The organism is Nocardiopsis akebiae, assembly GCF_018316795.1.
In the GTDB taxonomy this organism is placed as follows: domain Bacteria; phylum Actinomycetota; class Actinomycetes; order Streptosporangiales; family Streptosporangiaceae; genus Nocardiopsis; species Nocardiopsis dassonvillei.
On sequence record NZ_CP074132.1, the window covers coordinates 2,229,488 to 2,254,448 of the forward strand.

At 73.4% G+C, this 24,961-nt stretch carries 25 protein-coding genes; 23 read left to right on the forward strand and 2 right to left on the reverse strand.

The window, feature by feature from the left end; genetic code table 11:
• The first annotated feature begins 28 nt into the window (after positions 1–28).
• From KGD83_RS09635 to KGD83_RS09675, 9 genes are all read left to right on the forward strand, one after another.
• Positions 29–1,111: a histidinol-phosphate transaminase gene (locus KGD83_RS09635; RefSeq protein WP_212643469.1), complete on the forward strand. Its 1,083-nt coding sequence runs from the start codon at positions 29–31 to the stop codon at positions 1,109–1,111.
• 87 nt (positions 1,112–1,198) lie between these two features.
• Positions 1,199–1,792, forward strand: coding sequence for an imidazoleglycerol-phosphate dehydratase HisB (gene hisB, locus KGD83_RS09640; RefSeq protein ID WP_026338663.1), 594 nt, complete (start codon positions 1,199–1,201; stop codon positions 1,790–1,792).
• On the forward strand, positions 1,793–1,954 hold the full coding sequence (locus tag KGD83_RS09645; protein ID WP_013154204.1) for a hypothetical protein: 162 nt from the start codon (positions 1,793–1,795) through the stop codon (positions 1,952–1,954).
• A 17-nt stretch (positions 1,955–1,971) separates the two neighbouring features.
• A complete protein-coding gene (gene hisH, locus KGD83_RS09650; protein WP_212643470.1) occupies positions 1,972–2,631 on the forward strand; it encodes an imidazole glycerol phosphate synthase subunit HisH in 660 nt (219 codons plus the stop codon).
• A 76-nt stretch (positions 2,632–2,707) separates the two neighbouring features.
• On the forward strand, positions 2,708–3,469 hold the full coding sequence (gene priA / locus KGD83_RS09655) for a bifunctional 1-(5-phosphoribosyl)-5-((5-phosphoribosylamino)methylideneamino)imidazole-4-carboxamide isomerase/phosphoribosylanthranilate isomerase PriA (protein WP_212643471.1): 762 nt from the start codon (positions 2,708–2,710) through the stop codon (positions 3,467–3,469).
• Positions 3,466–4,239, forward strand: a complete 774-nt coding sequence (gene hisF / locus KGD83_RS09660) for an imidazole glycerol phosphate synthase subunit HisF (protein ID WP_212643472.1) — start codon at positions 3,466–3,468, stop codon at positions 4,237–4,239. Before priA ends, hisF begins: the two co-directional genes overlap by 4 nt.
• Positions 4,240–4,598: 359 nt before the next feature.
• A complete protein-coding gene (locus KGD83_RS09665; protein WP_212643473.1) occupies positions 4,599–5,180 on the forward strand; it encodes a peptidoglycan-binding domain-containing protein in 582 nt (193 codons plus the stop codon).
• A 329-nt stretch (positions 5,181–5,509) separates the two neighbouring features.
• Positions 5,510–7,525 carry an ABC transporter ATP-binding protein gene (locus tag KGD83_RS09670; RefSeq protein WP_212643474.1) on the forward strand — a complete coding sequence of 672 codons (2,016 nt, stop codon included), beginning with the start codon at positions 5,510–5,512 and terminating at the stop codon, positions 7,523–7,525.
• Positions 7,522–9,369 carry an ABC transporter ATP-binding protein gene (locus tag KGD83_RS09675; protein WP_212643475.1) on the forward strand — a complete coding sequence of 616 codons (1,848 nt, stop codon included), beginning with the start codon at positions 7,522–7,524 and terminating at the stop codon, positions 9,367–9,369. Before KGD83_RS09670 ends, KGD83_RS09675 begins: the two co-directional genes overlap by 4 nt.
• Positions 9,370–9,534: 165 nt before the next feature.
• Here the strand turns inward: KGD83_RS09675 and KGD83_RS09680 are convergent, their stop codons facing one another.
• Positions 9,535–10,530 (reverse strand): SIS domain-containing protein, encoded by a 996-nt coding sequence (locus KGD83_RS09680; RefSeq protein WP_212643476.1) that lies wholly within the window; start codon positions 10,528–10,530, stop codon positions 9,535–9,537.
• A gap of 212 nt (positions 10,531–10,742) precedes the next feature.
• Between KGD83_RS09680 and hisI the strand changes: the two genes are divergently transcribed.
• From hisI to KGD83_RS09750, 14 genes are all read left to right on the forward strand, one after another.
• Positions 10,743–11,087: a phosphoribosyl-AMP cyclohydrolase gene (gene hisI, locus KGD83_RS09685; RefSeq protein WP_212643477.1), complete on the forward strand. Its 345-nt coding sequence runs from the start codon at positions 10,743–10,745 to the stop codon at positions 11,085–11,087.
• On the forward strand, positions 11,084–11,776 hold the full coding sequence (locus KGD83_RS09690) for a Trp biosynthesis-associated membrane protein (RefSeq protein WP_212643478.1): 693 nt from the start codon (positions 11,084–11,086) through the stop codon (positions 11,774–11,776). Before hisI ends, KGD83_RS09690 begins: the two co-directional genes overlap by 4 nt.
• Positions 11,776–12,108, forward strand: a complete 333-nt coding sequence (locus KGD83_RS09695) for an HGxxPAAW family protein (protein ID WP_212643479.1) — start codon at positions 11,776–11,778, stop codon at positions 12,106–12,108. Before KGD83_RS09690 ends, KGD83_RS09695 begins: the two co-directional genes overlap by 1 nt.
• A 266-nt stretch (positions 12,109–12,374) precedes the next feature.
• Positions 12,375–12,767, forward strand: a complete 393-nt coding sequence (locus KGD83_RS09700) for a CD225/dispanin family protein (RefSeq protein WP_212643480.1) — start codon at positions 12,375–12,377, stop codon at positions 12,765–12,767.
• A gap of 114 nt (positions 12,768–12,881) precedes the next feature.
• Positions 12,882–13,397, forward strand: a complete 516-nt coding sequence (locus KGD83_RS09705; RefSeq protein WP_212643481.1) for a DUF2752 domain-containing protein — start codon at positions 12,882–12,884, stop codon at positions 13,395–13,397.
• Between the two features lie 92 nt (positions 13,398–13,489).
• The gene (locus KGD83_RS09710) at positions 13,490–13,819 is read left to right on the forward strand and encodes a CD225/dispanin family protein (RefSeq protein ID WP_212643482.1); all 330 of its coding nucleotides are present in this window, start codon (positions 13,490–13,492) and stop codon (positions 13,817–13,819) included.
• Between the two features lie 220 nt (positions 13,820–14,039).
• A complete protein-coding gene (gene trpC, locus KGD83_RS09715) occupies positions 14,040–14,846 on the forward strand; it encodes an indole-3-glycerol phosphate synthase TrpC (protein ID WP_212643483.1) in 807 nt (268 codons plus the stop codon).
• 240 nt (positions 14,847–15,086) lie between these two features.
• A complete protein-coding gene (gene trpB / locus KGD83_RS09720) occupies positions 15,087–16,304 on the forward strand; it encodes a tryptophan synthase subunit beta (protein WP_212643484.1) in 1,218 nt (405 codons plus the stop codon).
• The gene (gene trpA, locus KGD83_RS09725) at positions 16,301–17,119 is read left to right on the forward strand and encodes a tryptophan synthase subunit alpha (protein WP_212643485.1); all 819 of its coding nucleotides are present in this window, start codon (positions 16,301–16,303) and stop codon (positions 17,117–17,119) included. Before trpB ends, trpA begins: the two co-directional genes overlap by 4 nt.
• 617 nt (positions 17,120–17,736) lie before the next feature.
• Complete coding sequence (locus KGD83_RS09730) at positions 17,737–18,249, forward strand: MauE/DoxX family redox-associated membrane protein (protein WP_212643486.1); 513 nt, start codon at positions 17,737–17,739, stop codon at positions 18,247–18,249.
• 45 nt (positions 18,250–18,294) lie between these two features.
• Positions 18,295–19,275 (forward strand): DsbA family protein, encoded by a 981-nt coding sequence (locus KGD83_RS09735; protein ID WP_212643487.1) that lies wholly within the window; start codon positions 18,295–18,297, stop codon positions 19,273–19,275.
• Positions 19,276–19,330: 55 nt separating this feature from the next.
• Positions 19,331–20,443, forward strand: a complete 1,113-nt coding sequence (lgt, locus tag KGD83_RS09740; protein WP_212643488.1) for a prolipoprotein diacylglyceryl transferase — start codon at positions 19,331–19,333, stop codon at positions 20,441–20,443.
• A gap of 94 nt (positions 20,444–20,537) precedes the next feature.
• On the forward strand, positions 20,538–21,782 hold the full coding sequence (locus KGD83_RS09745; protein ID WP_212643489.1) for a hypothetical protein: 1,245 nt from the start codon (positions 20,538–20,540) through the stop codon (positions 21,780–21,782).
• A 158-nt stretch (positions 21,783–21,940) separates the two neighbouring features.
• The gene (locus tag KGD83_RS09750; RefSeq protein ID WP_249352257.1) at positions 21,941–22,990 is read left to right on the forward strand and encodes a hypothetical protein; all 1,050 of its coding nucleotides are present in this window, start codon (positions 21,941–21,943) and stop codon (positions 22,988–22,990) included.
• Positions 22,991–23,147: 157 nt separating this feature from the next.
• Here KGD83_RS09750 and KGD83_RS09755 read toward each other — a convergent pair whose 3' ends face one another.
• Positions 23,148–24,923: a bis-aminopropyl spermidine synthase family protein gene (locus tag KGD83_RS09755; protein ID WP_212643490.1), complete on the reverse strand. Its 1,776-nt coding sequence runs from the start codon at positions 24,921–24,923 to the stop codon at positions 23,148–23,150.
• Positions 24,924–24,961 lie beyond the last annotated feature (38 nt).

Sequence of the window (24,961 nt, forward strand, 5' to 3'; positions counted from 1 at the left end):
GCCTCCGACCGACCATGAGCGTGCAATCGTGAGCTTCACCCTGAACGACCTGCCCCTGCGCGACGACCTGCGCGGCCGCTCGCCCTACGGCGCGCCGCAGCTGGACGTGCCCGTGGTGCTCAACACCAACGAGAACCCGCACCCGCCCTCGGCGCGTCTGGCCAAGGCGCTGGCCGAGGCGGTCGCCGACACCGCCCTGGGCCTCAACCGCTACCCCGACCGGGACGCGGTCCGCCTGCGCGAGGGCCTGGCCGCCTACCTCGGCCACGGCCTGACCGCCGACCAGGTGTGGGCGGCCAACGGCTCCAACGAGGTCCTCCAGCAGATCCTCCAGGCCTTCGGCGGCCCCGGCCGGGCCGCCATGGGCTTCGAGCCGTCCTACTCCATGCACCCGATCATCTCCCGGGGCACCGGCACCGCCTGGGTGTCCGTGCCGCGCGGAGCCGACTTCCGCGTCGACGTGGACGCCGCCCTGGCCGCCATCGCCGAGCACCAGCCCAGCGTCGTCTTCCTCACCTCGCCCAACAACCCCACCGGCACCGCCCTGGACCTCGCCGACACTGAGCGCGTCCTCGCGGCGGCCCCCGGCGTCGTGGTCGTGGACGAGGCCTACGCCGAGTTCCGCCGCGAGGGCACGCCCAGCGCGCTGAGCCTGCTGCCCGACCACCCCAGGCTCCTCGTCTCGCGCACCATGTCCAAGGCCTTCGCCCTGGCGGGCGCGCGCGTGGGCTACCTGGCCGCCCACCCGGCCGTGGTCGACGCCCTCCAGCTGGTCCGCCTGCCCTACCACCTGTCCGCCGTGACCCAGACGGTCGCGCTCACCGCGCTCGACCACGCCGACGAACTCCTCGCCGCCGTCGCCGACCTGCGCGCCGAACGCGACTCCCTGGTCGCCTGGCTGCGCGGGCAGGGCTTCTCCGTCGCCGAGTCCGACGCCAACTTCGTCCTGTTCGGCGAGTTCGAGGACCGCACCCGCGTCTGGCAGGACATGCTCGACCAGCAGGTCCTCATCCGCGAGACCGGCCCGCCCGGGTGGCTGCGCGTCAGCGTCGGAACCCCGCAGGAGATGGCCGCCTTCCGCGGGGCCCTGCTCCGCGCCACCGGACGCTGAGCCGTGCCCGCCGACCCCGAGACCGCCGCCCGGCCCGACCCGGCCGGGCCCCGCACCCACCGCACCGAGCGAGGAAGTCCCACCACCATGAGCCGCACCGGACGCGTCGAGCGCACCACCAAGGAAACCAAGGTCCTGGTCGAGATCGACCTGGACGGCACCGGCGTAGCCGACGTCTCCACCGGCGTCGGCTTCTTCGACCACATGCTCGACCAGCTCGCCAAGCACGGCCTGTTCGACCTGACCGTGCGCACCGAGGGCGACCTGCACATCGACTCCCACCACACCATGGAGGACACCGCCCTGGCCCTGGGCGCGGCCTTCCGCGAGGCCCTGGGCGACAAGCGGGGCATCCGCCGCTTCGCCGACGCCAAGGTGCCCCTGGACGAGGCCCTGGCCGAGGTCACCGTCGACGTCTCCGGCCGCCCCTACCTGGTGCACAGCGAGCCCGAGGGCATGGCTCCGCTGATCGGCCGCGACTACGACACCACCATGACCCGCCACATCCTGGAGTCGTTCGTGGCCCAGGCCCGCGTCGCCCTGCACGTGCGCGTGCCCTACGGACGCAACGCCCACCACATCGTCGAGTGCCAGTTCAAGGCGCTGGCCCGCGCCCTGCGCGCGGCCACCGAGGACGACCCGCGCGTCAGCGGCATCCCGTCCACCAAGGGCGCCCTGTAGATGGACGGATACCTGTGGGGGATCGCCCTCATCGTGCTCGGGGGCTTCCTCGCCGGGGGCGCGTACGCCCTGTGGAGGGTCAACCGGCCCCTCGCCGTCGTCCTGGCCGGATGCACGGCGCTCGCGCTGGCCTCCGGCGTACTGCGCCTGGACTACTTCTGAAGGGGAAGGGCAGCACCATGCCGTCACGAGTGGTCGTCTTCGACTACGGCTCCGGCAACCTGCGCTCGGCGCAGCGCGCGATGGAGCGCACCGGAGCCGACGTCACCGTCACCTCCGACCCGCACGCCGCCCTCGACGCGGACGGCCTCGTGGTCCCGGGCGTGGGCGCGTTCAGCGCGTGCATGTCCAGCCTCCGGGCCGCGGGCGGCGACCGGATCATCGGCAGGCGCGTGGCCGGGGGGCGCCCGGTCCTGGGCATCTGCGTGGGCATGCAGGTCCTCTTCGACCGGGGTGTGGAGCGCGCCGGCTCCGACGCCGGAGCGGGGGAGGAGGTCACCGAGGGCTGCGGCGAGTGGCCCGGCACGGTGGACCGCCTGCGCGCGCCCGTCGTTCCGCACATGGGCTGGAACACCGTCCGCCCGCCCGAGGACACCCGGCTCTTCGCCGGGATCGGACCCGAGGACCGCTTCTACTTCGTGCACTCCTACGCCGTGCGCGAGTGGGAGTTCACGCCCACCAACGAGCGCATCCCCGCGCCCGGGGTGACCTGGGCCGAGCACGGCGAGCCGTTCGTGGCCGCCGTCGAGAACGGACCCCTGTGGGCCACCCAGTTCCACCCGGAGAAGTCCGGGGACGCGGGCGCCCGCATCCTGGCCAACTGGGTGGACACCCTCTGACCGGTGTCCGCCGGGGCCGCGCCCGGCCCGCCACCGCTGTCCAAGACCTTCCGACCGACGAGAACGAGATGAGTCCATGACCGGCGAGACCACCACCCCCGTACTCGAACTGCTGCCCGCCGTGGACGTGGCGGGCGGCCAGGCCGTCCAGCTCGTCCAGGGCAAGGCGGGCTCCGGCGGGCAGTACGGCGACCCCTTCGAGGCGGCCATGGCCTGGCAGTCCGCCGGCGCCGAGTGGATCCACCTGGTGGACCTGGACGCCGCGTTCGGCCGCGGCCACAACCGCGACCTGCTGCGCGACATCGTGGGCCGCCTCGACGTCAAGGTCGAGATGTCCGGCGGCATCCGCGACGACGAGTCGCTGGCGGCCGCCCTGTCCACCGGGTGCAGGCGGGTCAACATCGGTACCGCCGCCCTGGAGAACCCCGAGTGGTGCGCCAGGATCATCGCCGAGCACGGCGACCGGATCGCGATCGGCCTGGACGTGCGCGGCACCACCCTGGCCGCGCGCGGCTGGACCCGCGACGGCGGCGACCTCATGCAGACCCTGGAGCGCCTGGAGTCGGAGGGCTGCGCCCGTTACGTCGTCACCGACGTCCAGAAGGACGGCACCCTGAAGGGGCCCAACCTGGACCTGCTGCGCACCGTGTGCGAGCGCACCGACAAGCCGGTGGTGGCCAGCGGCGGAGTCTCCAGCCTGGAGGACCTGCGGGCGATCGCCACGCTGGTGCCGCTGGGCGTGGAGGGCGCCATCATGGGCACCGCGCTGTACGAGGGCGCCTTCACCCTGGAGGACGCCCTGACCACGGTGCGCGAGGCCGGGAGCGTGCGGCCGTGAGCGTGTCGGTGCGCGTCATCCCCTGTCTGGACGTGGACGCCGGGCGGGTGGTCAAGGGCGTCAACTTCGAGAACCTGCGCGACGCGGGCGACCCGGTCGAACTGGCCGGCACCTACGACGCGGGCGGCGCCGACGAGCTCACCTTCCTCGACGTCACCGCCTCCAGCGGCGACCGCGAGACCACCTACGACGTGGTGCGCCGCACCGCCGACCAGGTGTTCATCCCGCTGACCGTGGGCGGCGGGGTGCGCACCCCCGACGACGTGGACCGGCTGCTGCGCGCTGGCGCGGACAAGGTGGGCGTCAACACCGCCGCCATCGCCCGCCCCGAACTCATCGGGGAGATCGCCGAGCGCTTCGGCCGCCAGGTCCTGGTGCTCTCCGCCGACGTGCGCCGGGTGCGCGGGGACGGACGGCCGACGCCGAGCGGGTTCGAGGTCACCACGCACGGCGGACGCCGCGGCGCCGGGCTCGACGCCCTGGAGTGGTGCGAGCGCGCCGCCGAGCTGGGGGCGGGGGAGATCCTGCTCAACTCGATGGACGCCGACGGCACCCGGTCCGGCTTCGACCTGGAGCTGATCCGGGCGGTGCGCTCCCGGGTGGAGGTGCCGCTGATCGCCTCCGGCGGCGCGGGCGCGGTGGAGCACTTCGCCCCGGCCGTGGCGGCGGGCGCGGACGCCGTGCTGGCCGCGACGGTCTTCCACTTCGGGCAGTTCACCATCGCCGACGTCAAGAAGAGCCTGCGCGAGGCGGGCTACCCCGTCCGCTGAGCGGGGCGGGCTCCTCCCCGCCCCGCTCCGGGCACAGGGCCTCCGCGCACGAGCGCGCGGAGGCCCTCCGCGTGTCCGGTCCCTGCACGTCCGGCCCTGCCGGTCCGAGCCCCCGTGTCCCTCGGCTCCGCCTCCGGCCGGAACCCGACCGCGCCCCCGTGGCCCGGTACACGCGCACACCGTCGAATCGGTTGTCGCATGTGCTGAGAAAACGGGACAAGGACAGAGAACTGTGTCCTTTTAGTGGTATTGGCGTGCATTTTGTGAACGTGATGCGGGTCTCACACATCGAACAGTGTGTAACACCGAACCACCGCGCAGCACCGACCACAGGGACCACAGGGGAAAGGAACCTCTCCATGTCCACCACCACCGGGCGGGCCGCCTCCCTCCTAGCGGCCGCCGCCCTCGCCGCGACGACCGCCCTCGCCACCGCGCCCGCCGCCCTGGCCGACGACCTCGACCAGACCTCCCCCGAGGTCCTCGCCGCCATCGAGTCCCAGGTCTGGCCCGAGTACACCCTCGGCGACTCCAGCATCGACGTCTACGCCGCCAAGATGCTGCTCTCCTCCGGAGAGATCAACCCCGGCGAGCTGAACCTGGAGTTCGACCAGGACCTCCAGGACACCCTGGTCACCTACCAGGAGGCCTTCGGCCTGCACAACGACGGCGACCTCAACCCCGACACCTGGGAGCACTTCCAGGAGCTGGTCTTCGGCCAGCACCAGTTCCGCCGCGGCGACACCGGCCCGGTCGTCACCATGATCCAGCGCGAGCTCAACGCCAAGTTCAACGCCCACCTGGCCACCGACGGCGTCTACGGGCCCGCCACCGAGCGGGCCGTCCGCGCCGCCCAGGAGTACTTCGGCATCGGCGTCGACGGGATCTTCGGACCCGTCTCCTTCCACGCCGTGATCAGCTACCAGGACTACGCCCGCTGACCTGGCCCGCGCGGCCCCGGCGACCGTGACCGGGACGCGCCCCTCCCGGCGGTGCCCGGGCCCACCCCTCGGGGCCCGGGCGCCGCCGCGCGCGGCCGCCCCGCACCCCCGTTCCCGCCCGCGGCGGGAACCGTCCGAGCCACGCCCCGAACCGGACGGAATAGCCCCGTCGCGCCGCGCGCTGAAACAATCCGGTGGAACCTTGTCGGTGCCGCTGGATAGGTTGACACGACACGCGCACGTCCACGCCCTCCGGCATGCCCGGGGGCCGCCGCGCGCGTGTCGGGCTGCGCCGGGCCTGCCCGGCCACGGAGGAGAACGGGGGGCGTATGGCGCGGGGTACGAGCACCAGGGAACCGGAGAACGAGGAGGGATCGGCACCGCCCGGAGCCGCCGACGGACCGGGAACACGCCGGGGAACCGACGCCGCCGAGCACACCGGGGTCTTCACCCGCGGCATGCGGGTGCTGTGGGTGGCCGCCCGCACCGAACCGTGGGTCTTCCTCGCCGCCGTCATCGGCGCCATGCTGCACGCCGCCGTCAACGTCGGCTCCGCCTCGGTCCTGGGCCACCTCACCGACGCGACCATCCTGCCCGCCTTCCAACAGGGCAGCACCACGACCGCCGCCCTCGTCGGCGCCGCCGCGCTCCTCATGGGCGTGGGACTGGGCAAGGCCACCGGCATCGCCATGCGCCGCATGCTCGCCGCGCTCATGCAGTTCCGCATGCAGGCCCGCTACCGCCGCGCCGTCGCCCGCAAGTACCTCGAACTGCCCCTGTCCTGGCACCACCGCCACCCCACCGGACAGCTGCTCTCCAACGCCAACGCCGACGTCGAGGCCGCCTGGCAGCCGCTCGCCCCGCTACCCATGGCCGTCGGCAGCGTGTTCATGCTGGTCATCGCGGCCATCGCCATGATCACCACCGATCCGGTCCTGGCCCTGGTCGCCTTCGTCGTCTTCCCGGTCCTGGCCGCCGCCAACGTCGTCTTCCAACGGCGCGTCTCACCCATGGCCTCGCGCGCCCAGGCGCTGCGCGCCGAGGTCAGCGGCGTCGCGCACGAGTCCTTCGACGGCGCCCTCGTCGTCAAGACCCTGGGTCGCGAGGACACCGAGACCGAGCGCTTCACCTCCGCCGCCCACCGCCTGCGCGACGCGCTCATCCAGGTCGGCCGGATGCGCTCGATGTTCGACCCGGTCATGGAGGCCCTGCCCAACTTCGGCGTGCTCGCCGTCCTGCTCCTGGGCATGTGGCGGCTGTCCACCGGAGCCATCGACGCCGGCGACCTGGTCCAGATCGCCTTCCTGTTCACCCTCCTGGCCCTGCCCATCCGCTCCTTCGGGTGGATCCTGGGCGACCTGCCCCGCAGCGTCGTGGGCTGGGACCGCGTCCAGTCCGTGCTTAACTCCGGCGGCGCCATGGAGTACGGCGCCCGCACCCTGGAGGACACCCCCACCGGCATCGCCCTGAGCGCCCGCGGCGTCACCTTCTCCTACGCCGACTCCTACGACGCGCGGGGCGGCTCGCGCGACCTGATGGACGGCGGCGCCGACACCGCGCCGCGCACCACCGTCCTCAACGGCGTGGACCTGGACATCGCCCCCGGACGCACCGTCGCACTGGTCGGCCCCACCGGGTCGGGCAAGTCCACGCTCACCACCGTCCTCATGCGGCTGGTCGACGCCGACACGGGCACCGTCACCCTCGACGGCGTCGACGTGCGCGACCTCGCCCGGGACCAGATCCCGAGGCACGCGGCCCTGGTGCCCCAGGGCACCTTCGTGTTCGAGGACAGCGTCCGCGACAACATCACCCTGGGCGCCGACGCCGACGACGACCAGGTCTGGGCCGCCCTGCGCCTGGCCCGGGCCGACGGCTTCGTCCGCGATCTGGAGGGCGGACTCGACGCCCGGCTCGGGGAGAAGGGCACCACCCTCTCCGGAGGGCAGCGCCAGCGCCTGGCCCTGGCCCGCGCGATCGTGCGCCGCCCGAGGCTGCTCATCATGGACGACGCCACCTCCGCCGTGGACCCCCAGATCGAGGCGCAGATCCTGGCTGGCCTGCGCGAACGCGACGACGCCGCCACCGTGGTCGTGGTCGCCTACCGCCGCGCCACCATCGAACTCGCCGACGAGGTCGTCTACATGGAGCGCGGACGCGTGCTGGCCCGGGGCACCCACGAGGAACTGCTCACCACCTCGCCCGGCTACACCAGGCTCGTCACCGCCTACGAGCGCGCCTCCGCCGAGGGGCAGGCCGAAGGAGCCCCGCTGCCCGAGGAACCCGGACCCCTCGAACCCGCCCGCCCCACCCGTGACGACGCCGCCGAGGAGGCCACCCGATGAGCGCGCCCACCCGCGACGAGCAGCGAGAGCGGGAGGGGCGGGAGCGGCCCGGCCGCGCCCCCGACGACCCCGCCGTCTCCCTGCACCGCTCCTCCGAGGGGGCGATGGACACGCTCAAGCGCGGCCTGCGGCTCTCCCCGGAGTTCGCCCGCGGCCTGTGGCTCACCCTGGCCTTCGCCGTCGTGGCCACCGCTGGCAAGGTCATCGTGCCCATCGCCGTCCAGCAGATCATCGACAACGGGCTGACCGGGGCGGACGGGCCCGACCTGGGCTTCGTCACCCGCATGGTGGCCGTCTGCGCCGCCCTGCTCGTGGTCACCATGGTCTGCTCCTACCTGATGAACGTGCGCCTGTACCGGGCCACCGAGTCCGGCCTGGCCACACTGCGCCGCAAGGCCTTCCGGCACGTGCACGACCTGTCCGTGCTCACCCAGAACAGCGAGCGCAAGGGCGCCCTGGTCTCGCGCGTCACCAGCGACGTCGACCAGATCAGCACCTTCATGCAGTGGGGCGGCCTGCTCCTGCTGGTCAGCAGCGGCCAGCTCCTGGTCGCCACCGTCCTGATGGCGGTCTACTCCTGGCAGCTCACCCTCGTGGTGTGGATCTGCTTCCTGCCGCTGCTGTTCGGCGTGCGCTGGCTCCAGAAACTGCTCTCCAAGGCCTACCTCAAGGTCCGCGAGAACACCGGCGACATGCTCGGCGTCATCGGCGAGACCGTCATGGGCGCCTCCGTCATCCGCGCCCACGGCACCGAGGCGCGCACCGCCGAGCGCATCGACACCACCGTCCTGACCACGCGCCGCTCCCAGGTCCGCGCCCAGCGGCTGTCCATGGCGGTCTCGCCTTTCGCCGAGATCATCGCGGCCCTGGGCAACACCGCCGTCGTCCTCATCGGCGTCTGGCTCGGCCTGGACGGCGGCCTGACCGCCGGGCAGCTCATCGCCTTCCTGTTCCTGATGACCCTGTTCATCCAGCCGATGATGATGGCCACCGAGATCTTCAACGAGGCCCAGAACGCCATCGCGGGCTGGCGCCGGGTCCTGGGCGTGCTCGACACCGCCCCCGACATCGCCGACCCCGGCGAGGCGGGCCGGGTGCTGCCGCGCGGACCGGTCCGGGTCTCCTTCGACGGGGTGACCTACTCCTACCCCGAGGGCCCCGTCGTCCTCGACGACGTCGACGTCGAGATCACCCCCGGCACCCGCGTGGCCGTGGTGGGCGAGACCGGCTCGGGCAAGACCACCTTCGTCAAACTGCTCACCCGCCTCATGGACCCCGCCCAGGGCACCGTCCGGCTCGACGGCGTCGACCTGCGCGAGGTGGCCTTCTCCTCCCTGCGCAGCCGCGTGGTGATGGTCCCGCAGGAGGGCTTCCTCTTCGACAGCTCCCTGGGCGACAACATCCGCTTCGCCCGCCCCGAGAGCACCGACGCCGAACTGGAGGCCGCCGTCACCGAACTGGGGCTGGCCGAGTGGCTCGACAGCCTCGCCCACGGACTCGACACCCCCGTGGGCCAGCGCGGTGAGTCGCTCTCGGCGGGGGAGCGGCAGCTCGTCGCCCTGGTGCGCGCCTACGTCGCCGACCCCGACCTGCTGGTGCTGGACGAGGCCACCTCGGCGGTGGACCCCCACACCGAGGTGCGCATCCAGCGCGCCCTGGACCGGCTCACGCGCGGGCGCACCTCCGTGGCCATCGCGCACCGGCTCTCCACCGCCGAGGCCGCCGACCGGGTCCTGGTCTTCGACGACGGGCGCATCGCGCAGAGCGGTCCGCACACCGAACTGGTGGACAGGCCCGGCGTGTACGCCGACCTGTACGCCTCCTGGGTGCGCTCCTCGGCCTGACCGCGGCCGTCCACAGGCCGAGGGGAGGGGGTGCGCCCGCGCGGCCGCCGGGCTACCGTTGATCCGGGGGCGCCGCGTCCGTCCCGACAGTGGGGGGCGGCCCCCGGGTCCATTCTCCCCGGACCGCCCGAACCGGGGCAACGCCCCGACCGGGCCTGTGGACGCCTACCGGCCGCGCCACCAGTGCGCCGCCAGCAGCTCCGCCACCAGCGGCTCCACCAGCAGGCTCACGTCCTGGTCGGTGTCACCCGGGTAGCGCACGGTCAGCTCCGCCTCCGGCATCCGCTCCTGGCCGGGGGTGGGGCCCACCGCCACGAAGGCCCCCCTCAGCTGCCCCAGGTGCTGGGCGAAGCGCTCGTCGTAGGCCGAACCCGCGAACAGCAGCGCCCGGTAGTCCGTCACCGCCGCCAGATGGCGGTCGGTGTGCGACCACTCCCCGGTCTCACACGCGTGCGCCACCCGTACCGGCCCCTGGCGCAGCACCCGCACCCCCTGCCAGGCCGACGCCATACGCTCGGCCGGGGCCACCATGTGCACACCGTGCGGCGACTCCAGGACCCGGGCCACCTCGGGCATCCACCCCGGCGCGCTCTCCAGCAGCGACGCCGTCGCGTTCGCCGCGCGGCGCAGCAGCCCCGGCAGGGACCGGCTGCCGCCCGTCGCGGGCGCGCCCAGACGGTGCCCCAGCAACAGGAGCAGGGCCAGGGCGTGCTGGTAGGCGCGACAGCCCACACCGCTCGCCTCCTCGCCCGCGTGCAGCGGCACCACCAGATCCGCCTGCCGCCCCACCACCGAGTCCACCGACGGGGCCAGCACGATCACCGGCGACCGCGCCACGTAGCGGTCCAGCACCGTGTACAGCTCGCGCTGACCACCGCCCAGGCTCACCGCGACCACGAGCGTCTCGGGACCCGCGGGCGGCTCCTCCGCCGACGAGGAGAAGTCCGCGCTCGCCGCGATCCCCGCCCGGCGCAGCCGCGCCGCCGCCACCTCGCACGCGTGCCGCGCCGTCCCCAGGCCCAGGAACCGCACCGCGGCGGGCTCGTCGTCGAGCAGCGCGGGCAGCGCGGCGTAGGGATCCCACCGCGGGAAGCGCTCGGCGAGCCGGATCAGCGCCTCGGGCTTGCCCGCGAGGTCGCGGGACAGGGACTCGGCGGTCACGAAACCCCCAGGGTACGAAGGCAGGGCGAGGGACGACGCACGAACTCTAGGACATGCGCGGCCCCCGGCTCCCGCCGCCCACCGTCCCCCCGACCCCGCCCTCCCCGCCGTCCCGTCCCGAACAGCCCCCGCACCGTCCCGACACGCGTCCCCGGCGCCGGGGGGGGGCACCCGGTGCGGGACGCTCCGGCGGCGGCCATAACCTGGAGTGCATGAGCGTCACCAGCCTCGACCCGGGCATCGCCGCCCGACTCAAGCGCAACCCGGACGGCCTCGTCCCCGCCGTCGTGCAGCAGCACGACACCGGGGAGGTCCTCATGCTCGCCTGGATGGACGACGAGGCCCTGCACCGCACCCTCACCACCGGCTCCGCCACCTACTGGTCGCGCAGCCGGGGCGAGTACTGGGTCAAGGGCGCCACCTCCGGACACACCCAGCGTGTGGTGTCGGTCGCACTCGACTGCGACGGGGACACCCTCCTGGTCCGCGTCGACCAGGAGGGCGCCGCCTGCCACACCGGCGACCACACCTGCTTCGACGCCGGGAGACTCCTGTGAGTTCGGACTCCTCGCCCCGCGCGCGCCGGGAGTACGGCCTGGCCATGCTCGCCCTGGCCGCCGGAGCCGGACTCCTGCTCGCCGCCGCCGGACGCCAGTGGGCGACCGGCGAACTCACCGCGCCGGGGCCGGTCGCCCCCGTGTCCGTGGAACTAACCGGGACCGACCTCACCGGCGCCCTGGGCGGCTTCGGCTGGGCCGGACTGGCCGGGATCGCGGGCCTGTACGCCGCCAGGGGCTGGGGACGCCGGGCGGTCGGCCTCCTCGTCGCCCTGGGCGGAGCGGCCGCCCTCAACGCCGTCTGGGGCGCCACCCGACCCGGTGCGCTCCTGGACGCGATGGCCGACAGCACCACCGACACCGCCGGGGCCGCGCAGGTGGCCGCCGACCCCCGCCTGCTGGCCCTGGGGCCCGCCATGGCCGTGGCCGGAGCGCTCCTCCTGGTCGCGGCGGGGCTGGTCGCGGTACTGCGAGCCCCTGCCTGGCCTGGTATGGGCACCCGGTACGATCGGGACGCCGCACCGCGCGCGACCCGGTCCGAGACGCCCTCCGACCTGTGGAGGTCGCTGGACGCCGGTGACGACCCCACACTCGACGCCGAGTCCCCGGGCGCCGCGCCCGCGGACTCCGACGGCGCCGCACACGCACCGCGGGCAGCACGCCCAGCCGAACCTAAGGAGAACACCTGATGGCCGACGAGCACCACGACGACCACGGCAACACCCCGTCCGCCTGGTTCCTCACCGTGTCCTGGATCGTGGCGTGGTCCGTGGCGGCCTTCGTCATCGTCTTCCTCGGCGGCGACCTGCTGCTGTGGACCGCCGTCGCCCTCGTCGCCAGCGTCGTGCTCGCCGCGATCGCCGGTGTCATGAAGAAGGCGGGCTACGGCCGCAAGGAGCCCCGCCCCGTTCCGCCCACGCGCGAGGAGTGGGAAGCCGGCCGCAAGCCCGCCGTCGCCCAGCCCGAGCCCGCCGCCGCGCAGCCCGGTCCCGTCCTGGACCCCGACGCGACCAAGGCCTGACGGGCACGGAGCGCCGGGGAAACCGCAGCTCACAACGAGTGAATAACGGAAATATGGACGAAGGTCCCACGGGGCGGGTAGATTCGGCCCACCGGCCACGACTGCCGCGTCGGTTCGGTTCGGTGGGAGTCTCACCGATCTGGCATCATTCCTTTCTGCCCGCGGTGTATGCGATCCGGTGACCCAACCCTGCCCCGTGTTGGGCCGGAGTGTTCCCGCGTGCGCCGCGCAAATCCCTTGTCCTCTTCCGGAAAGTTGTACCGAGCATGAGTTACGGTCCCCCTCCCCCCGGCAACCCCGGCCCGCCCCCCGGCGGCGGCTACGGTCCCCCCGGGGGCGGCGGCTACGGTCCGCCCTCCGGCGGCTACGGCGCCCCCAGCGGTCCTCCGCCGGACAACGGCCTGGTCTGGGCCATCGTCGCCATCTTCTGCTGCTGGCCCTTCGCCATCCCGGCCATCGTCAACGCCACCAAGGTCAACGACCTGTGGAACCGCGGTGACCAGGCCGGCGCTCTGGAAGCCCAAAAGCAGTCCAAGAAGTGGACGAAGATCGCCTTCATCCTCGGCGGCATCTGGATCGCCCTGTGGGTCATCTACATGATCTTCGTGGTGGTCCTGGGCATCGGCGCCGCCACCGCCCCGACCTACACGACGTACTGACGGACGGGGTCCGGGCCCCTGCCCGCGCCCTCCCTCCGCCCCCGAGCGCTCCGGCGCTCGGGGGCGCGCTTTCTCGGCCCCCAAGCCCCGGCTCCCAACCCCTAAGCTGGTCACGTGTCCTACCCACAGTCCAGCGAGCCGCCGCAGAGCTCGCCCCCCGCGCCCCCGGCCGCACGCTCCCTGACGGACCGGGTCGGCAACCGGCTCCGGGCGCTGCACCCCGCCGTCTGGCCCGTGGGACTGGGCGTCCTCGGCCTGGCCGGGGCCACCCTCCTGCACTTCGTGGACCCCAACGAGCCCGGCATCTACCCCACCTGCCCCTGGCTGCTCCTCACCGGCACCTTCTGCCCCGGCTGCGGCACCATGCGGGCGATCGCCCTGCTCACACACGGTGAGATCCTGGCCTCCATCAGCATGAACCCCCTGCTGTGGCTGCTGGCCCCCTACATCGCCTGGACCTACGGGCTCTGGCTCTACCGCTCCGTGCGACCGCCCGAGAGCCCGCCCAAGCTCACGCCGGGCTGGTTCCTGTGGCTGTTCCTCATCGTCGTCACCGCGCACTGGGTCCTGCGCAACCTCCCCTGGTTCTCCTTCCTCGCCCCCGGGACACCGCTCTTCCCCGGCTGGTAGCAGAACCAGGACGGCTCCGCCGCAGTCCTACCCGGCGAATCCGGCCACGCGCCGCAGCACACGACCACGACGTCCCGAAAAGGTGCCATCACATGAGCTACGGTCCTCCGCACACCGGTGGTTACGGCCCCCCCGGCGGATACGGCGGCCCGCCCCCCGGCGGGCCGCCCAAGAACTACCTGATGTACAACATCCTCGGCATCCTCAGCTGCACCGTCATCGGCATCATCGGCCTGATCTTCTCCCTCCAGGTCAACAGCAAGTGGGAGATGGGCGACTACGCCGGAGCGCAATCCGCCTCCGACACCGCCAAGATCCTGGGCATCATCGGCCTGGTCAGCTTCATCGTCTGCGCCGTCATCCTCGTGCTGTACATCCTGTTCTTCGTGGTCATGTTCGGCGTGGTCGCAGCGAACGCCTAACGCGGCCCCGGCGCTCCGCCCCGGCGAGTCCGGGCGGAGCGTTCCCGGCCGCGCGGGCCCCTCCGCGGAGTGTCACGCCGGGGTCGGCGGCCCCGTGGCGCCCACGGGTGGATACCATGACCAGCAACACGGTGCGGCGGTGTCCGATCCCGCCGCGCGATGAGCCCGCACCCCGGGCCGACCGCCGTGCCGACCCACTTTCACGAGGGAGCAGTAACTGGTGAGCGTGCTCGACGAGATCCTCGACGGAGTACGCGCTGACCTGGCGCAGCGGCAGGAGGACCTGCCCCTTGACCGCCTCAAGGCCCAGGCCGGGTCGGCGCCCACTCCGAAGGACGCCGAAGCCGCCCTGCGCCGCCCGGGCGTGCACGTCATCGCCGAGGTCAAGCGGGCCAGCCCCTCCAAGGGCCCCCTCGCGGCCATCACCGACCCCGCGGCCCTGGCCCGCGACTACGAGGCCGGCGGTGCCGCCCTGATCAGCGTCCTCACCGAGCAGCGCCGCTTCAGCGGCAGCCTCGCCGACCTCCAGGCCGTCCACAAGGCGGTCGACACCCCGCTGCTGCGCAAGGACTTCGTGGTCAGCTCCTACCAGCTGTGGGAGGCCCGCGTCTTCGGCGCCTCCGCCGTGCTGCTCATCGTCGCGGCCCTGCCCCAGGAGGCCCTGGTCTCCCTGGTGGAGCGGGCCCGCTCGCTGGGCCTGATGCCGCTGGTGGAGGTCCACGACGAGGAGGAGGTCGCGCGCGCACTCGACGCCGGGGCCACCGTCGTCGGCGTCAACGCACGCAACCTCAAGACCCTGGAGGTGGACCGGGACACCTTCTCCCGGCTCGCCCCCCTCATCCCCTCCGACGTCGTCAAGATCGCCGAGTCCGGTGTCCGCGGCCCGCACGACCTGCTGGCCTACGCCGGAGCCGGAGCCGGAGCCGTCCTGGTCGGCGAGAGCCTCGTCCGCGGCCGCAACCCGCGCGAGGCCGTCGCCGACCTGGTCACCGCCGGGGCCCACCCCGCCCTGCGGGACCGGAACTAGGGGCACAGACCGTGAGAGGGTTGACGCAGGCACCGGCGGACGCGGCCACGACGCGCCCCGTCCGCGGATGGCGATGGCTCTAGGGAACCCGCGCCAGTGAGCCGCGGGTTCCCGCCGCCGCGTTGACCCACAGTCAGAACGCGCCGCCGGAGCCGGGCGGCGCACAGCCGGTCGGCGCGCGGACCCCGCGGCGCGAGGCCGGGGGAGCCCCGCGCTCGGCCCTTCCCAGGAGAGCGTGCAATGAGCCACGACCAACCCCTGCCCGACCAGCTCGGGCACTACGGCCGCTTCGGCGGCCGCTTCGCGCCCGAGTCCCTCGTCGCCGCCCTTGACGAGGTGGCCGCGGAATGGGAGAAGGCGAAGCAGGACCCCCAGTACCAGGCCGAACTCGCCGAACTGCTCAAGGACTACACCGGGCGCCCCAGCGCCCTGAGCGAGGCCCGCAACTTCTCCGAGCACTGCGGCGGCGCGCGGATCCTGCTCAAGCGCGAGGACCTCAACCACACCGGATCGCACAAGATCAACAACGTCCTCGGCCAGGCCCTGCTCACCAAACGCATGGGCAAGACCCGCGTCATCGCCGAGACCGGGGCCGGACAGCACGGCGTGGCCACCGCCACCGCCTGCGCCCTGCTCGGCCTGGAGTGCGTGATCTACATGGGCGAGGAGGACACCCGCCGCCAGGCGCTCAACGTCGCCCGCATGCGCATGCTCGGCGCCGAGGTCGTCCCCGTCACCATCGGCAGCCGCACCCTCAAGGACGCCATCAACGAGGCCTTCCGCGACTGGGTGGCCAACGTCGACCGCACCCACTACCTGTTCGGCACCGTCGCCGGACCGCACCCCTTCCCCAAGCTCGTGCGCGACCTGCACTTCGTCGTCGGCCAGGAGGCCCGCGAACAGGTTCTGGAGCGCGTCGGCAGGCTCCCCGACGCGGTCGCCGCGTGCGTGGGCGGCGGCTCCAACGCGATGGCCGTCTTCGCGGCCTTCATCCCCGACGAGGAGGTCGCCCTGTACGGCTTCGAGGCCGGGGGAGAGGGGGCGCAGACGTCCCGCACCGCCGCCTCGATCACCGCGGGCAGCCCCGGAGTCTTCCACGGGGCGCGCACCTTCGTGCTCCAGGACGAGTACGGCCAGACCCTGCCCAGCCACTCCATCTCCGCAGGACTCGACTACCCGGCGGTGGGCCCCGAGCACGCCTACCTCGCCGACACCGGCCGCGCCGCCTACGAGCCGGTCACCGACGCCGAGGCCATGGAGGCCTTCCGGCTGCTGTGCCGCACCGAGGGCATCATCCCCGCCATCGAGAGCGCGCACGCCCTGGCCGGCGCCCGCAAGCTCGGCGAGCGCCTCGGCCCGGACGCCGTCATCCTGGTGAACCTCTCCGGGCGCGGCGACAAGGACGTTGACACCGCGGCCGCCTACTTCGGCCTCGTCGACACGGAGGGACAGGCGTGAGCGCCACCGCACTGCAGACCAAGCTCGCCGAGGCCCGCGAGGCCGGACGCGCCGCCCTGATCGGCTACATGCCCGCCGGGTTCCCCGACGTGGAGTCCTCCGTCCGGGTCATCCAGGCCATGGTCGAGGGGGGCTGCGACGTCGTCGAGGTCGGCCTGCCCTACTCCGACCCCATGATGGACGGCCCCACCATCCAGCGGGCCGCCGACCGCGCCCTGGCCGCGGGCACCACCACCGACGACGTGTTCCGGGTGGTGGAGGCCACCGCCGCCACCGGCGCCGCCGCCGTGGTGATGTCCTACTGGAACCCCATCGAGCGCTACGGGGTCGAGCGCTTCGCCGCGAACCTGGCCAAGGCGGGCGGGGCCGGAGTGATCACCCCCGACCTCATCCCCGAGGAGTCCGAGGAGTGGGTGGCCGCCTCCGACTCCTGCGGCTTGGACCGGGTGTTCCTGGTCGCGCCCTCCTCCACCGACCGGCGCCTGGCCCTGACCACGCGCGAGTGCACCGGCTTCGTGTACGCCGCCTCGCTCATGGGCGTGACCGGCACCCGCACCCAGGTCGCCGACACCGCCGCCGCGCTGGTGCGGCGCACCCGCGAGGCGACCCGCGACTCCGGCCTGCCCGTCTGCGTGGGCCTGGGCATCTCCACCGGCGCCCAGGCCGCCGAGGTGGCCGCCTACGCCGACGGCGTGATCGTCGGCGCCGGGTTCTGCCAGCGCGTCCTGGACGCGCCGGACCTGGAGACCGGGCTCGTCGCGGTCCGCTCCTTCGCCCAGGAACTGGCGGAGGGCGTGCGCTCGGGCCGCACCTGACCCCGGGGGCCCGCGGCCGGCGGGACGAGTGAACACCGGCGGGGGCCGTCCACGGGACGGCCCCCGCCCTCGTCGTGCGCCGCGGGCCCCGCGCCGCCGCGCAGAGCAAGGCGATGGTCAAGCCGGTGAGAATCGGGTGAGAGAGCCCCCGGAGAGCCTCCCGCCACCCCTCTGACCAGGTACTCATGAAGGGGGAGGGGTGCCCTCCGCCCCGGGCGGGGGCGCTCACTGCGCCCGAAATCCCGGACACAGCGTCACGCGCTCAACACAAGCAGTAGGATCTGACCCGACGCGAAGGGCGACGGACCGCCCACGCAGCGTGGTCGCCGGGTCTCCCTCCTCCGACGTCCGCCCGACCGCCCCTTCGGGCCGTGTCCGCCCGGACGCGCACGGGAGGGGCGGCGGCGCGCGGTGGCGGTGACCACATCCCCGCATCCCGGGAACCCCGTACGGCCCGGCGACGACTCCATGGAAGGGCCCGCGTCCGCTCCGGCGGGCGCCACGGCCACGGCCGCACAGAACGGAAGGAGGCAGGGGCTCCCGCTCCCGCCCGCAGACGGGGGCGCCCGCCCCGCACATCCGATGACCCGCCCGCTCTCTCCACGGAGGCCGCAGTGATGGACACCACCGAACAGACCACCGCCAGCCGACCCGCGCCCGGATCGCGCTGGGAGGCCGCCCAGCCCTGGCTCAGCCTCGCCTGCCGCGTCGGACTGGCCGGTGTCCTGGTCTTCGCCGCCGTCTCCAAGTTCCCACCGGCCCTGTCCGTCCAGGCGGTCGAGGCCTACGACCTCTTCCCCGCCGAGGTCGCGCGGTTCATCGGCTACACCCTCCCCCTGTTCGAACTCGCCCTGGCCGCCCTGCTCCTGGTCGGGCTCGCCACCCGCTACGTCGGCGCCGTCAGCGCGCTGCTCATGGTCGTCTTCATCGCCGGGATCCTCTCCGCCATGGCCCGGGGCCTGAGCATCGACTGCGGCTGCTTCGGCGGCGGCGGCCAGGTCGACCCGGAGGAGACCACCTACGGGCTCTCCATCGCCCGCGACATCGCCTTCGCGGCGATGGGCGCCTTCGTCGCGGTCTGGCCGCGTTCGCCCTTCGCCGTCGACCGCGCCCTCGGCCTCTTCCGGTGACCCCGGACGGCCGACCGTATCCAGCATTGAGGAACAGGGGAAGACATGGGCAGTGAAGCGCGCAGGCGCTCCCGCGAGAAACTCAAGGAGCAGAGGGAGAGGGACAAGCGCAAAGCCAAGCGCAACAGGACCCTCGTCGTGGTGGGCGCCGCCGCCGCGGTGGTGCTGCTCATCGTCGGCATCGGCTACGCCGCCCTCAACGCCGACCGCCGCAGCGGCGAGTACGAGGGGGCCCTGGCGCCGAGCACCCTCCAGCAGGACGGCAGCGTCGTCATGGCCCAGGACGGCGCCTCGGCCCCCGTCGTCGAGGTCTACGCCGACTACCAGTGCCCCGCCTGCCGCCAGTTCGAACTCCTCAACGGCGGCGTCCTCAAGGAGAACGCCGCACAGGGCGAGGCCATCGTCCACTACCGGCCGGTCAGCATCTTCGCCCAGCAGCCGGTGCCCCTGAGCAGCAACTCGCTGCGCGCCGGGGCCGCCGCCCGCGCCGCCGCCGAACACGACCGGTTCGTGCGCTACAACGACATCCTCTTCGAGAACCAGCCCACCGAGCGCACCGAGGGCTTCACCGTCGACCAGCTCAAGGAGTGGTTCGCCGAGACCGACCCCACCCCGGAGCAGCAGGAGCGGTTCGACCAGCGGGTGGACGACGAGGCCGCCGTGGTCTCCCGGTTCACCGAGGAGTTCCTGCCCGCCCTGACCGAGGACGCCGTGGCGCAGATCGGCGAGGAGACCCTCGCCACCATGGTGCTGTCCGACCTGCTCGCCTGGGGCGCCGAGCACGGCCACGACCCCTCGTTCCTGGAGGGGACGTACACGGGCCAGATCATCGAAGCCACCGGGAACGCCTACACTCGCTACAGCGGAGACAACGCCTTCCGCGGAACGCCCTCCGTCTACATCAACGGTGAGTTGCTCGACAACGACACCGCCATGACCGCCCGGGGCCTCAACGAGGCGATCGCCTCAGCGGAGCCCGGCGAGGTCGACACCCAACCCACAGGCGACGGGGGTGGCGCGGAGTAGCCATCCCCGAAGACACCCCCGCACGCGGGGCGAACCCGAGAGCAGACCAGTGACATTGTCGTCGACAGCCACGGAGGGCGCGGTCGAGTTCGGCCGGGCCCTCGCGGCCTTCCCCAGCCCGCAGGTCAACTCCATCCCCATCGGGCCGCTGCAGATCCACTTCTACGCCCTGTGCATCCTCGCCGGAGTCATCGTCGCGGTGCTGTGGAGCGAGCGGCGCTGGGCCGCCATGGGCGGTGAGAAGGGCACCATCATGGACATGGCCGTGTGGGCCGTGATCCTGGGCCTGATCGGCGGACGCCTCTACCACGTCGTCAGCGACGCCCAGTTGTACTTCGCCGAGGGCCGCGAGCCCATCCGCGCCCTGTACATCTGGGAGGGCGGGCTCGGCATCTGGGGAGCCATCCCCATGGGCGCCCTGGGCGTGTGGCTGGTGGCCCGCAGGCGCGGCCTGTCCATGTCCAAGCTCTCCTTCGCCATCGCCCCCACCCTCCCCCTGGCCCAGGCGTTGGGCCGCTGGGGCAACTACTTCAACCAGGAGCTGTTCGGCAGGCCCACCGACCTGCCCTGGGCCGTGGAGATCACCCCCTACCCCAACGGCGCCCTGCGCCCGGGAATGGAACTGGGCGTCAGCACCTACCACCCCACCTTCCTCTACGAGTCCCTGTGGTGCCTGGGCCTGGCCGTCCTGCTGGCCTGGGCGGGACGGCGCTACGAGCGCTCCCTCCAGGGCGGGCGCCTGTTCGCCCTCTACGTCGCGGGCTACTGCGCTGGCCGGTTCTGGATCGAGTACCTGCGCGTGGACCCGGCCAACGACTTCCTGGGCCTGCGCCTGAACAACTGGACCTCCCTCCTGGTCCTCCTCACGGCCCTGGCCTACTTCGTGTGGGCGGGACGGCGCATCGACTCCTTCTCCAGCGCCGTCGTCCCCCACGGCCACGACGCCGGAACCCAGGTGTTCGGGCCCACAACCGACGGTGAGACGCGCGACGACAGCACCGTCTACAGCGCCCTGGACAGCGAGGAATCGCGTGTCGGTTCGCAAAGCTCCAGCTCACGGGAGGCGGGGACGGAATACCACCCGAGCCCTGAACGATCTAGTAGCGAGGGCTCGACCGACAGGGACGCCGGGGACACGGGAACCGAACCCGGGACGAAGCCCGAGTAGACACAGGGAAGCCACGTGGACCGGCCGTGTCCGGACACGCATCTGGGCCCCTGTACCTTTCGAGCAGACCACGGGTTGACGATTGAGAAAGACCGTGAGCAGAGCTGAGTCCGGGTACGGCCGCAGAGGCCGCCGCGCCCAAAGCGCCCGCACCGAGGACCGCGCCGACGACCAGATCCTGGACCGGGACGAGGAGGGGTACGACCCCGAGGAGGACTTCTCCGCGGAGTACGGCCACACCCGCCCCGCCGGCGACGGCTACGACGACGGACCCTACGACGACGCGTCCTACGACGAGGACGCCTACGACGAGGAAGAGGGCGCCGACGGCGCCGAAGCGGGCGGCGCCGAGGAGACCGGCGGCCGCGCCTCGCGCCGCAGGAAGGGGCGCGGGGCCCGCGGCTCCTCCCGCCGCGGGGCCCCGGGCAACCGGGCCGCCGGAGGCAGGCGGGCCGGAGCCACGGGGGTGAACAAGGTCTCCGCCTTCTCCGCCGCCGCGATCAAGAGGGTCTCGGTCCTGGGCGACCGCCCCAACCAGATCGTGTACACCCTCGCCGAGCAGAGCAAGCGCAAGCGCGGCACAGCCGTGCTCGGCCTCCTGCTCGGAGCGTTCAGCATCGCGCTGGTCGCCCTCCTCGGCCTGCTGTCCTACCAGCTCTTCGCCGGCAACGGCGGCGCCGTCGCGGGCGGGGACGACACGGTCGTGGCCCCGCCGGACGGGCACAGCACCCTCACCCCGGAGCTGTACCTTTCCGAGCCCAACCGCGAGGACGTCTTCGGCGCCATCAACGAGCGCCCCGAGGGCACCGAACCGATGACCGAGGAGAGCGTCTTCGACCCGGTCCGCGAGATCGGCCTGGACGACGTGAACCTGGAACTGCGCCAGGGCTCGATCACCGACTCCTGCACCTCCCTGGTGTGGGGTGAGGAGCTCGGCCAGAGCCTGATCGACGCCAACTGCGTCCAGGCCGCCTCCGGCGTGTACACCGACGGCGACGAGCAGTACGTGGCCCAGTTCACCCTGTTCGACCTGGCCAACGCCGAGGCCGCGGTCGAGGTCGAGCGCGAGCTGGACCCGACCAACGCCGAGAGCGGCGCCGGGTTCCTGCTCACGCAGACCGGCGACGAGGTCCCCGGCCTCCGGGACGGTTACAGCCAGGCCACGACCCAGGTCATGGGCCACTACCTGGCCGTGTTCTGGGTGGCCGACACCGACGGCTCCCCGCCCGGGGACAACACCGACATGGCGACGCTGAGCGTGGCCTCCATGAACGCGGCGCGCTACGTCTACGAGGAGGTCGTGGCCGTGAACCAGGCGGCGGAGCAGGCCGAGGAGTAGTCTGTCCCGGCTTGTCGGAGGCCCCGATAGGATCTGCGACAGACCGACCCGAGGTCACACGAGGCGCGGCGAGGATTCCCGGCCTCACACACCCCCGAACACACCGGTCCGGCCCGCGTACGCGCGGGCCGGACCGCATCCGAGGAAAGGTCCATTGGGTGTCCCCTTCTGAACCGTCGGCGTCCGGACCCGCGGGGCGCCGGAGGAAGACCAGCGAGCCCGACACCGAGCCCGAGGGGCGCTCCTCCCGGGAGGGCGGGCGCCGACGGGCCGGGGGGCGCAGGAAGAAGGAGTCCAGGCGCCTGGGCCCCCTCATCGCCATCGTGGCCGGAGTGCTGGTCGTGGCGCTGATCGCCCTCGGCGTGGTCCTGTACCTCAACGCGGGGGAGGGCGGCGAGGGGCAGGCAGCCCCCCAGACCCGTCCCGCCGTGTACCGGGTCGTCGACGCCGGCAGCATGAACGAGGTGCTCGCCACCCGCGAGGCCGACAGCCGCCCCCTCAACGAGAACGAGCTTTTCGGGGACCGCAACGCCGAGATCTCCAGCCAGAGCATCGACTTCACCCTGGGCGAATCGGCCCTGGCCGAGGACTGCGCCGCCGCGGTGTGGGGCGAGCCCGCCAAGGCCGCCCTGGCCGAGGCCGACTGCACCCAGGCCGGGCGCGCCACCTACGTGTCCGACACCTACTTCGGCGTCGTGGCCGTGTTCAACCTCGCCGACGTCGAGGGCAGCCGGGCGGTCGCCGCGGCCCTCGCCGAACCCGAGGGGGAGGGCGCGCAGGACCCCGGCTTCGTGCTCTCGCCGTCCGGCGCAGAGCCCTTCGACCGCCTGGGCAGCGGCTACAGCGCCAGCGACGCCGTCGTCAGCGGCCACTACCTGGTCCTGGTGTGGGTGCAGCCCACCGACTCGGAGTCGGTGGAGGACAGGGTCAGCCTGTCCGGGCCGCTCGTGGCGCTGGCCAACTTCCGCGACCCGCTCTACCGGCGCATGGTGCAGCAGGAGGGCACCACCGGCGGCGGGACCGAGGGAACGACGGAGGGCACCGAGGGCACCGGGACCGGGGGAACCGGCACGGAGGGCACGGGCACCGGCACCGAGGGCCTGGGCACCGACGGAACGGGCACCGACGGCACCGGCGTCGAAGGTGAGGGTGTGACCGGCAACGAGGGAACCGGCGCGGAGCTGCCCGGGACCACCGGCACCGGCTGAGCCTCCCCCGCACACACGAAGGGGCCCGCGGCACCGCCGCGGCCCCTTCGCCGTCTCCGGGACGAGCACGCGGCAGTCCGTTGGCTGGCCGGAACCGTTGCTGGTACGACGTGAGGGTTCCGACCCGCCATCGGCCCAGGGGCGGGCCGGTACAGCGTCAGGCCGGGGGGCGCCCCACCCGCTCCAGGAGGTCCGCCGCCACCCCGCGCAGCTCACCGAACCGGTGCTCGGGCAGGTCCAGCAGGGTGTGCCCGGACACCCACTCCGGCGCGGCGGCCACCGCGTGGCGCGCCGTGCGCTTGTTGACCGGCTTCTCCAGCCGGGCCGACACCTCCACCAGCCCCGCCCGCAGGGTCGCGGTGAGCGTGCCGTGCGCCCTCTCCTGCACGTACACCAGCAGCCGCTCCACCGCCGAGTCCGCGTCCGGGCGCCGGGTCAGCCGCACCGCAGTCAGTCCGTCCGCGCCGAACCCGCGCAGGAACCGCACCCCGAAGCGCGGCTCCACCAAGGCGCGCAGCCCACGCTGGCCCGCCTCGTCGCGCACGCACGCCGCCGAGGACGGCACCAGCGCGTACACGGTGTCCCCGGCGGCGGCCAGGGCCGCGCGCGCCGCCCAGCGGTCCCACCCGCCCGTGAGATTGACCACCGCGCGGCCGCCGCCCTGCCCGGGCGCGTCCAGCCACGTGGACAGGCGCACCCGCCCCGACCCGGCCACCTCGCCCGGCCACGCGCCCACCAGCGTCGGCGCGCGGTCAGCGCAGGCCTCCCCGGCTCCACCGGTACCCGCGGTCTCCTCGGCCACCCGGTCCAGCACGGCGCGGGCCCGGTCGGCGTCCAGACCGCCCCGGGCCTCCTTGGCGTTCACCCCCTGGCTGTACACGCGCGCCACCTCGCCCGAGGGAGCGGGCAGCGTGCGCGCCAGCGGCCGCAGCACGTACAGGTCGGAGGCCGCACCGATCGACTCGGCCCCGTGGTAGCGGTTGAAGTCCGGCCACACCGCCTCCAGCAGCAGGTCCATCCGCACCAGCCGCGCCTGCGTGGCCGCGGCCAGCCGCGGCGTGGTCTCACTGGCCCCGTAGGCCACCAGCACCCGGCCCCGGCGGGGATCGGCCATCCCCTCCACACCGCGCCGCACGAACAACTCCACCCCGTCGGGCGTGTAGGGGGGATCGGTGAACACCACGTCCGCGCCGCCGCGCACCGCGGGCGGCAGCCCCAGGCGCAGGTCCGCGGCGTGCGTGCGCACCGCCAGCCCCAGATCGGCCGCCAGGGCGTCGATGTGGGCCAGGACCCGCTCGTCGATGTCCACGACCTGCGCCCGGGCGTCCGGGCAGACCAGGGTCAGCGCCACCGAGGTCAGGTCGTGGTCGCCCACGCACAGGAGCGTGCGCTCGCGCAGGTCGAACCGGGTGGACAGCAGCAGCGCCCGGCGCAGCGCGGTCTCGGCCGTCGCGGCGACGTGGTCCAGGTCCAGGTCCGAGGCGGGTCCCTCCTCCACGGCCCGCGCCAGCTCCGCCAGCGCCCGGGAGTATCGGGGGAGCAGGTGGGCCACCGGGTCCGCGGGCTCCTCCCCGGCCGCGCCCGCGTAGCGCTCGGGCCGCACCAGGCGCACCCGGCCCCGCCCGTCCCCGGGCGCCAGCTCACCGGCCTCCGTCAGAGCCGCCACCAGGGAGGACACCAGCGCGTACGCGACGCCGCTGGCGCGCACGAGCGCGTTCGCCTCCCACTCGCGCCCGTCCGAGAGCAGCGCCAGCACGCGGCGCAGCCGGGGCGCGTCCACGCCGTGGCCGCGCAGCAGCTCCGCGGCGGGCTCGGGCAGGGGCGGCGGGCCGTCAAGGGGGCGGTCGGCGCGGGCGGAGTCGCCGTCCGCGACCGGTACCCGCCCGGAGGCAGCGGAAGGGGGGCCGTCCGGGCCCGGATGAGTCGCGTGCATGCACCGATCGTCCCACGCGCGCGGTGGCGGCGCGCGGC

Bases quoted from the DNA above. Each gene is read 5' to 3' on its own strand.
- hisB (WP_026338663.1), top strand. From the start codon at position 1,199: ATGAGCCGCACCGGACGCGTCGAGCGCACCACCAAGGAAACCAAGGTC.
- KGD83_RS09645 (WP_013154204.1), top strand. From the start codon at position 1,793: ATGGACGGATACCTGTGGGGGATCGCCCTCATCGTGCTCGGGGGCTTC.
- hisH (WP_212643470.1), top strand. From the start codon at position 1,972: ATGCCGTCACGAGTGGTCGTCTTCGACTACGGCTCCGGCAACCTGCGC.
- priA (WP_212643471.1), top strand. From the start codon at position 2,708: ATGACCGGCGAGACCACCACCCCCGTACTCGAACTGCTGCCCGCCGTG.
- KGD83_RS09665 (WP_212643473.1), top strand. From the start codon at position 4,599: ATGTCCACCACCACCGGGCGGGCCGCCTCCCTCCTAGCGGCCGCCGCC.
- KGD83_RS09670 (WP_212643474.1), top strand. From the start codon at position 5,510: ATGGCGCGGGGTACGAGCACCAGGGAACCGGAGAACGAGGAGGGATCG.
- KGD83_RS09675 (WP_212643475.1), top strand. From the start codon at position 7,522: ATGAGCGCGCCCACCCGCGACGAGCAGCGAGAGCGGGAGGGGCGGGAG.
- hisI (WP_212643477.1), top strand. From the start codon at position 10,743: ATGAGCGTCACCAGCCTCGACCCGGGCATCGCCGCCCGACTCAAGCGC.
- KGD83_RS09695 (WP_212643479.1), top strand. From the start codon at position 11,776: ATGGCCGACGAGCACCACGACGACCACGGCAACACCCCGTCCGCCTGG.
- KGD83_RS09700 (WP_212643480.1), top strand. From the start codon at position 12,375: ATGAGTTACGGTCCCCCTCCCCCCGGCAACCCCGGCCCGCCCCCCGGC.
- KGD83_RS09710 (WP_212643482.1), top strand. From the start codon at position 13,490: ATGAGCTACGGTCCTCCGCACACCGGTGGTTACGGCCCCCCCGGCGGA.
- trpB (WP_212643484.1), top strand. From the start codon at position 15,087: ATGAGCCACGACCAACCCCTGCCCGACCAGCTCGGGCACTACGGCCGC.
- KGD83_RS09730 (WP_212643486.1), top strand. From the start codon at position 17,737: ATGGACACCACCGAACAGACCACCGCCAGCCGACCCGCGCCCGGATCG.
- KGD83_RS09735 (WP_212643487.1), top strand. From the start codon at position 18,295: ATGGGCAGTGAAGCGCGCAGGCGCTCCCGCGAGAAACTCAAGGAGCAG.
- KGD83_RS09755 (WP_212643490.1), bottom strand. From the start codon at position 24,923: ATGCACGCGACTCATCCGGGCCCGGACGGCCCCCCTTCCGCTGCCTCC.